Origin of the sequence: Pseudonocardia sp. SID8383 (assembly GCF_009864975.1) — a bacterium.
Lineage (GTDB): Bacteria > Actinomycetota > Actinomycetes > Mycobacteriales > Pseudonocardiaceae > Pseudonocardia > Pseudonocardia alni.
Window position 1 is genome coordinate 1 of the sequence record NZ_WWFY01000249.1, and the last position, 7,398, is coordinate 7,398.

Genomic DNA, 7,398 nt, shown 5'->3' on the forward strand with positions numbered 1-7,398 from the left:
CCGACCGCAACGCCGAGCGCGGTGCCGACCGCAACGGTGCCGACCGCAACGGTGGCGACCGCACCGGTGAGGGCCGCGACGACAACGGCCGCGGCAACGGCGACAACGGCCGTGGCGGGCGCAACCGCGACGGCGACGACTCCGGCCGCGGCAACCGCGGGAACCGCAACAACGACCGGACCGGCGACCGCGGTGACAACCGTGGTGAGCGGAACGGCGACCGGAACAACGACCGCGGTACCGACCGGAACGACTTCCGCGACGACGACGGTGACGACGGTGACGGCCGCGGCCGCCGCGGCCGCCGCTTCCGCGACCGCCGTCGCGGCCGGGACCGCGAGCGCACCGGTGGCGGCGCCACCGGCGGTGGCGTGGACACCGAGATCCGCGACGACGACGTCCTGCTGCCGGTCGCCGGCATCGTGGACATCCTCGACAACTACGCGTTCGTCCGGACCACCGGCTACCTGTCCGGCCCGACCGACGTCTACGTGTCGATGTCGATGGTCCGCAAGAACGGACTGCGGCGCGGCGACGCCATCACCGGCGCCGTCCGTCAGCCCCGCGAGGGCGAGCAGCAGCGGCAGAAGTTCAACCCGCTGGTGCGCGTCGACTCGATCAACGGGCGGGACCCGGAGGCCGCACGCAACCGGCCCGAGTTCACCAAGCTGACCCCGCTCTACCCCAACGAGCGGCTCCGCCTGGAGACCGACCCGACGCAGCTGACCACCCGCGTGATCGACCTGATCATGCCGGTCGGCAAGGGGCAGCGTGCGCTGATCGTCTCCCCGCCCAAGGCGGGCAAGACGACGATCATGCAGAACATCGCGAACGCGATCACCACGAACAACCCCGAGTGCCACCTCATGGTCGTCCTCGTCGACGAGCGGCCCGAGGAGGTCACCGACATGCAGCGGTCGGTGAAGGGCGAGGTCATCGCCTCGACCTTCGACCGCCCGCCGGCAGACCACACCGCCGTCGCCGAGCTGTCCATCGAGCGGGCCAAGCGCCTGGTCGAGATGGGGCACGACGTCGTCGTCCTGCTGGACAACATCACCCGCCTCGGCCGCGCCTACAACCTGGCGGCGCCCGCGTCGGGCCGGATCCTGTCCGGTGGTGTCGACTCCACGGCGCTGTACCCGCCGAAGCGCTTCCTCGGCGCCGCGCGCAACATCGAGGACGGTGGCTCGCTCACCATCTTCGCGACCGCGCTGGTCGAGACCGGGTCCACGATGGACACGGTGATCTTCGAGGAGTTCAAGGGCACCGGCAACGCCGAGCTCAAGCTGGACCGGAAGATCGCCGACAAGCGGATCTTCCCGGCCATCGACGTCGGCGACTCGAGCACCCGCAAGGAGGAGCTCCTGATGTCGCCCGACGAGCACGCGGTGATGGTGAAGCTCCGCCGCGTCCTCGCCGCGCTCGACGACCAGCAGGCGCTCGACCTGGTGCTCGGCCGGCTCAAGAAGACCAAGACCAACATCGAGTTCCTGATGCAGGTCGCCAAGAACGCCCCCGGCAACGACGAGGACTAGTCGTCGCCGTGCCGTCCGGGCCCCGGTGGGAATTCCGCCGGGGCCCGGATGGTTGAATGGACCGTCAGCTTCCCGGCACCGGTTCACCCTGGTCGTACCAGGGACCCGGCGGCCAACGATGAGGAGAGAGCCATGCGCGAGGGAATCCACCCTCAGTACGTCGACACCCAGGTCACCTGCGGTTGCGGCAACCAGTTCACCACCCGCAGCACCAAGAACAGCGGCGCCATCAGCGTCGAGGTCTGCTCCGCCTGCCACCCGTTCTACACCGGCAAGCAGAAGATCCTGGACTCCGGTGGCCGCGTGGCCCGCTTCGAGGCCCGCTACGGGAAGCGCGAGCGCGCCGCCAAGTAGCTCCCGACACGGCGCCCGTCGCCTCGCCGCACGCGAGGAGGCGGGCGCCGTTTCGCGTTCCCGCCCCAGCGCCTCGAAGGAATCTCCGATGAGCACGCAGTCGGTCGACGCCCTGCTCGACGAGCACGCCGAGCTGGAGCAGCGCCTCGCCGACGCGGGCGTCCTCTCCGACCAGGCGCAGGCCCGCAAGCTGGGCCGTCGCTACGCCGAGCTCGGCCCGGTCGTGCGCTGCGCCCGCGAGCTCGCCCAGGTCCGCGACGACCGCGACGCCGCCCGTGAGCTCGCCGCCGAGGACCGCGCCTTCGCCGCCGAGGCCGACGCCCTGGACACCCGCATCGTCGAGCTCGAGACCGAGCTGACCGAGCTGCTGCGCCCGCGTGACCCGCACGACGGCGACGACGTCCTGATGGAGGTCAAGTCCGGCGAGGGCGGCGAGGAGTCCGCGCTGTTCGCCGGCGACCTCGTGCGCATGTACAGCCGCTACGCCGAGAGCCGCGGCTGGAAGGTCGAGGTCCTCGGCGCCACCCCGTCCGATCTGGGCGGGTACAAGGACATCACGCTGTCCCTGCGCAGCAAGGACCCGGTCGACGGGGTGTGGGCCGCCTTGAAGTTCGAGGGCGGCGTGCACCGCGTCCAGCGCGTCCCGGTCACCGAGTCGCAGGGCCGCATCCACACCTCCGCGGCCGGCGTCCTGGTCTTCCCCGACGCCGACGACACACCCGACGTCGAGATCCACGACGCCGACATCCGGGTCGACGTCTACCGGGCCTCGGGCCACGGCGGGCAGAGCGTCAACACCACCGACTCCGCCGTGCGGATCACGCACCTGCCGACCGGCATCGTCGTGACCTGCCAGAACGAGCGCTCCCAGCTGCAGAACAAGGCCCGTGCGATGGACGTGCTGCGGGTCCGGCTGCAGGCGAAGGCCGAGGCCGAGGCGGCCGAGGCGGCGTCGGAACAGCGTCGCTCGCAGGTCCGCACGGTGGACCGCTCGGAGCGGATCCGTACCTACAACTACCCGGAGAACCGGATCTCCGACCACCGTGTCGGGTTCAAGGCCTACAACCTGTCCGCGGTGCTCGACGGCCACCTCGTCGACGTCCTCGCCGCTCTGACCGCGGCCGAGCGCGCCGAGGCCATGGCGGGGGAGCAGGAGCAGGAATGATCCCCCGCTCAGGTGATGCTCCGGTCACCTGCGGTGTCCCCGCGCCCCGCAGCCGGGACACTGGAGCCGTGACCGAGACGACGGCGAGCCCCACGACCGGCAGCCGGCTGCCGCTCCGGGTGGCGATCGCGGAGGCCGAGCGCACCCTGGCCGCCGCCGGTGTCGCGTCCCCGCGCGTCGACGCCGAGCTGCTCGCCGCGCACGTGCTCGGCTCTTCGCGGTCCACACTGCTGATGACCCCGCTGGTGGACCCACCGGTCGTCGAACGGCTGCAGGCCCTCGTGGCCCGCCGCGCGACCCGCGAACCGTTGCAGCACATCCTCGGCACCGCGGTACTCGGCCCGGTCGAGGTCGCCGTCGGACCAGGGGTGTTCACCCCGCGCCCGGAGACCGAGCTGCTGCTGGAGTGGGGCCTCGCCGCGATCCGCGACGTGAGCCGCCCCCGGGTGCTCGACCTCTGCACCGGCTCCGGCGCGCTCGCGCTGGCCTTCGCGGTGTCCCGGCCCGACGCCGAGGTGCACGCTCTCGAGGCCGACCCGTCGGCACTGTCCTGGACCCGGCGCAACCTCGACGCGCACGTCGCCGCGGGCGGGCGCCCGGTGACCCTGCACGTCGCCGACGTCCGGTGGACCGACCTGCTCATCGAGCTGGAGGGTGCGGTCGACCTGGTCGTCTGCAACCCGCCCTACGTCCCGGACGGGACGCCGGTGCCGCCCGAGGTGGAGCGGTGGGACCCGCCCGGCGCCGTGTTCGGCGGGCCCGACGGCACCCAGATCATCCAGGCCGTCGTACGCGGGGCCAGCGGATGGCTGCGGCACGGCGGGCACCTCGCGATCGAGCACGACGACACCCACGGCGAGACGGTCCCGGCACTGCTGCGTCGCCGGCGCACGCTGGGTGAGGTCACCGAGCACGACGACCTCACCGGCCGCCCGCGCTTCGTCACCGCCCGCCGCGTCCCCTGCCCCTGACGCCCGTCCCACCCAGCGGGGAGCGGTCGTCCGGACGTCCCGCCGGCGCCGCGGATGTGAGCCGCCCCGCACCCCCGCGCGGCACGGTCGTATCCTCGCGGATCGTGAGTGCACCGCAGACCCAGCCGCTGTTCGACTGCAGCGTCCCCGCCGAGCGCACACGCGGTCTGACCGCCGCCGCGCGCGCCGTCCGGGCGGGTGAGCTGGTCGTCCTGCCCACCGACACCGTCTACGGCATCGGCTGCGACGCGTTCAACGGCACCGCCGTGCGCGCGCTGCTCGCCGCCAAGCGGCGCGGCCCGGACATGCCGGTCGGCGTGCTCGTCGGTTCCTGGACCACCATCGACGGCCTCGTCTCAGGAGTACCGCAGTCCGCCCGGGCGCTGATCGAGGCGTTCTGGCCGGGCGAGGTGTCGCTGGTGCTGGAGCACGCGCCGTCGCTGGCCTGGGACCTGGGCAGCACCCGCGGGACGGTGATGCTGCGCATGCCGCTGCACCCGGTCGCGCTGGAGCTGCTGCGCGAGGTCGGGCCGATGGCGGTGTCGAGCGCGAACACCTCGGGCAACCCGCCGGCGTCGAACGTGACCGAGGCGATCACCCAGCTGGCCTCGAGCGCGCAGGTCTACCTCGACGGCGGCCCGTCCGGTGACCCGGTCGCCTCCACGATCGTCGACCTCACCGGCGCCCGGCCGCGCATGCTGCGCGAGGGCGGGGTGACCGCAGAACAGGTCGAGGAGGTCGTCGGCCAGGAGGTCGACCGGGTCTGAGGGGGCCACCCGCGGGTGTGATCACGCCTGCACGGCCGCGGCCTGCGGGGATGGCAGCGGGTAGCGTGTCCCGGCGTGAGCGAGCAGACCTTCTGGGGACCGGACTTCCACGCACTGCAGCAGCAGGACCCCGAGATCGCGGGCGTCGTGCTGGACGAGCTCGAGCGCCTGCGCGGCGGACTGCAGCTCATCGCGAGCGAGAACCTGACCAGCCCCGCGGTGCTGGCGGCGCTCGGGTCGACGCTGTCGAACAAGTACGCCGAGGGCTACCCCGGCCGCCGCTACTACGGGGGCTGCGGCGTCGTCGACGTCGCGGAGAACATCGGCAACGCGCGCACGAAGGAGCTCTTCGGCGCCGAGCACGCCAACCTCCAGCCGCACTCCGGCGCGAGCGCGAACCTCGCCGCCTACGCCGCGTTCGCCAAGCCCGGCGACACCGTGCTGGCCATGGACCTCAAGCAGGGCGGCCACCTCACGCACGGCAGCAAGGTCAACTTCTCCGGCCTGTGGTTCAACGCGGTGTCCTACACGGTCCGCGAGGACACCGAGGTCATCGACTACGACCAGGTCCGGGACCTGGCCAAGCAGCACCAGCCGAAGATCATCATCGCCGGTGCGACCGCGTACCCGCGCCTGATCGACTTCGCGGTGTTCCGCGAGATCGCCGACGAGGTCGGCGCCAAGCTCATGGTCGACGCCGCGCACTTCATCGGCCTGGTCGCCGGCAAGGCGATCCCGTCGCCGGTGCCCTACGCCGACGTCGTCACCGCCACCACGCACAAGGTCCTGCGCGGCCCGCGCGGCGGCATGGTGCTGTGCCGCGAGGAGCACGCCAAGGCCATCGACAAGGCCGTCTTCCCGTTCTCCCAGGGTGGCCCCCTGATGCACGCGGTCGCCGCGAAGGCCGTCGCGATGAAGGAGGCGGCGCAGCCGGAGTACCAGGCCTACACCCGCCAGGTCGTCGCGAACGCCCGGGCGCTGACGACGAGCCTGGAGTCCGAGGGCATGCGCGCCGTCTCCGGCGGCACCGACAACCACCTCGCGCTGCTGGACCTGCGTCCGATCGGCGTCACCGGGTCGGAGGCGGAGACCCGCTGCGACCGCGCCGGCATCACGCTGAACAAGAACGCGATCCCCTACGACCCGGCGCCGCCGATGAAGCCGTCCGGCATCCGGGTCGGCTCGCCCAGCGTCACCACGCAGGGGATGACCGAGGCCGACATGGCCGAGGTCGGCGCGCTGCTGGCCCGCGCGGTCAAGGCCGAGCACGACACCACGGCCGGCGACGCCGAACTCGCCGACGTCGCGAAGGCGGTCACCGCGCTCGTCTCGAAGGCACCGGCCTACCCTCGGGGATGACCTGAGACCCACGGCGGAGGCGGAGAGGCGCTCGCGACGTGCCCACTGACCAGTTCACGTACGGACTCCCCATCCGGGAGCTCCTGCTCGTCGGGCTGGTCGCCGCCGTCGTCACGCTGCTGCTGACCGGGCCGGTCCGGATGCTGGCACTGAAGGTCGGCGCGGTCGCCTGGCCGCGGGGACGGGACGTGCACGTCACCCCGACCCCGCGGTGGGGCGGCCTCGCGATGTTCGGCGGGGTGCTGGCCGGGCTGCTGCTGTCGCTGCAGCTCCCGGCCCTGCGGCTGGCCTACTTCGAGCAGAGCACCGAGGTCGTCGGGGTCGTCGTCGCGACCGGGTTGCTGGTCGGCGTCGGGATGCTCGACGACCGCTACGACCTCGACGCCCTCACCAAGTTCGCCGCGCAGGTCACCGCGGCCGGGCTGTTGGTCCTGTACGGGGTCCAGTGGCTCCAGATCTGGATCCCGATCGGCGGCGACTCGTTCCTCAGCGGGTCGGTGCTGGCGCTGGGGCAGAGTCAGTCGGTGCTGCTGACGGTGCTGGTCACCGTCGTCCTGGTGAACGCGATGAACTTCGTCGACGGGCTCGACGGGCTCGCCGCGGGGATCGGGCTGATCACCACGCTCGCGACCGCGGTGTTCTGCATCGGGTTGATCAGCGAGAACGGCAACGATCCGGCCACGTTCGTCCCCGCGCTGCTCGCGGTGGTGCTCGCCGGGTCCTGCCTGGGGTTCCTGCCGCACAACTTCCACCCCGCGCGGATCTTCATGGGGGACACCGGCTCGATGATGGTCGGGGTGATGCTGGCCGCCGCGATCACGAGCGCGTCCGGCCGCGTCCCGCAGTCGGACACCCCGTCGGCCGGGGATCTGCTGGCGCTGGTCTCCCCGGTGGTCGTGCTGGTCGGGATCGTCTTCATCCCGTCGCTGGACCTGCTCATGGCGGTCGTGCGCCGGACCCGGGCCGGGACCAGCCCCTTCAGCCCGGACAAGATGCACCTGCACCACCGCCTGCTCCAGGTCGGGCACAGCCACCGGCGCGCGGTGCTGCTGGTCTACCTGTGGGTCGCGGTGATCGCCTTCGGCGCGGTCGCGCTGGCCCTGGTCCCCCGCACCGGGCTGGTGCTCGCCGCGACCGGGATCGCGTTGGTCGTGGCGTTCGTGGCCTCGGCGGTGCCGCACCGGTCGCGGATGCGCACCGCCGCCTCCGCGGCGCCGGTCGCCGCGGGGGAGACGGCGATCGCCTCG

7 protein-coding genes are annotated in these 7,398 nt (G+C 72.5%); all 7 read left to right on the plus strand.

What is annotated here, in order from left to right; genetic code table 11:
* A partial coding sequence (gene rho / locus GTW08_RS06075) for a transcription termination factor Rho (RefSeq protein ID WP_161151550.1) occupies positions 1 to 1,535 on the plus strand: 1,535 nt, incomplete at its 5' end.
* A 132-nt stretch (positions 1,536 to 1,667) separates the two neighbouring features.
* Positions 1,668 to 1,889, plus strand: a complete 222-nt coding sequence (gene rpmE, locus GTW08_RS06080; protein ID WP_062397374.1) for a 50S ribosomal protein L31 — start codon at positions 1,668 to 1,670, stop codon at positions 1,887 to 1,889.
* A gap of 88 nt (positions 1,890 to 1,977) precedes the next feature.
* Entirely contained in the window at positions 1,978 to 3,054 is a 1,077-nt protein-coding gene (gene prfA / locus GTW08_RS06085) for a peptide chain release factor 1 (RefSeq protein ID WP_073578518.1), read from the plus strand.
* A gap of 68 nt (positions 3,055 to 3,122) precedes the next feature.
* The gene (gene prmC, locus GTW08_RS06090) at positions 3,123 to 4,025 is read left to right on the plus strand and encodes a peptide chain release factor N(5)-glutamine methyltransferase (protein WP_073578517.1); all 903 of its coding nucleotides are present in this window, start codon (positions 3,123 to 3,125) and stop codon (positions 4,023 to 4,025) included.
* Positions 4,026 to 4,129: 104 nt separating this feature from the next.
* Positions 4,130 to 4,792, plus strand: a complete 663-nt coding sequence (locus GTW08_RS06095) for an L-threonylcarbamoyladenylate synthase (protein WP_174565925.1) — start codon at positions 4,130 to 4,132, stop codon at positions 4,790 to 4,792.
* Positions 4,793 to 4,867: 75 nt separating this feature from the next.
* Positions 4,868 to 6,151 (plus strand): serine hydroxymethyltransferase, encoded by a 1,284-nt coding sequence (gene glyA / locus GTW08_RS06100; RefSeq protein WP_073578516.1) that lies wholly within the window; start codon positions 4,868 to 4,870, stop codon positions 6,149 to 6,151.
* A gap of 38 nt (positions 6,152 to 6,189) precedes the next feature.
* Positions 6,190 to 7,398, plus strand: a 1,209-nt coding sequence (locus tag GTW08_RS06105; protein WP_346009860.1) for an MraY family glycosyltransferase, incomplete at its 3' end; no start/stop codon positions are given.

Bases quoted from the DNA above. Each gene is read 5' to 3' on its own strand.
- rpmE (WP_062397374.1), top strand. From the start codon at position 1,668: ATGCGCGAGGGAATCCACCCTCAGTACGTCGACACCCAGGTCACCTGC.
- prfA (WP_073578518.1), top strand. From the start codon at position 1,978: ATGAGCACGCAGTCGGTCGACGCCCTGCTCGACGAGCACGCCGAGCTG.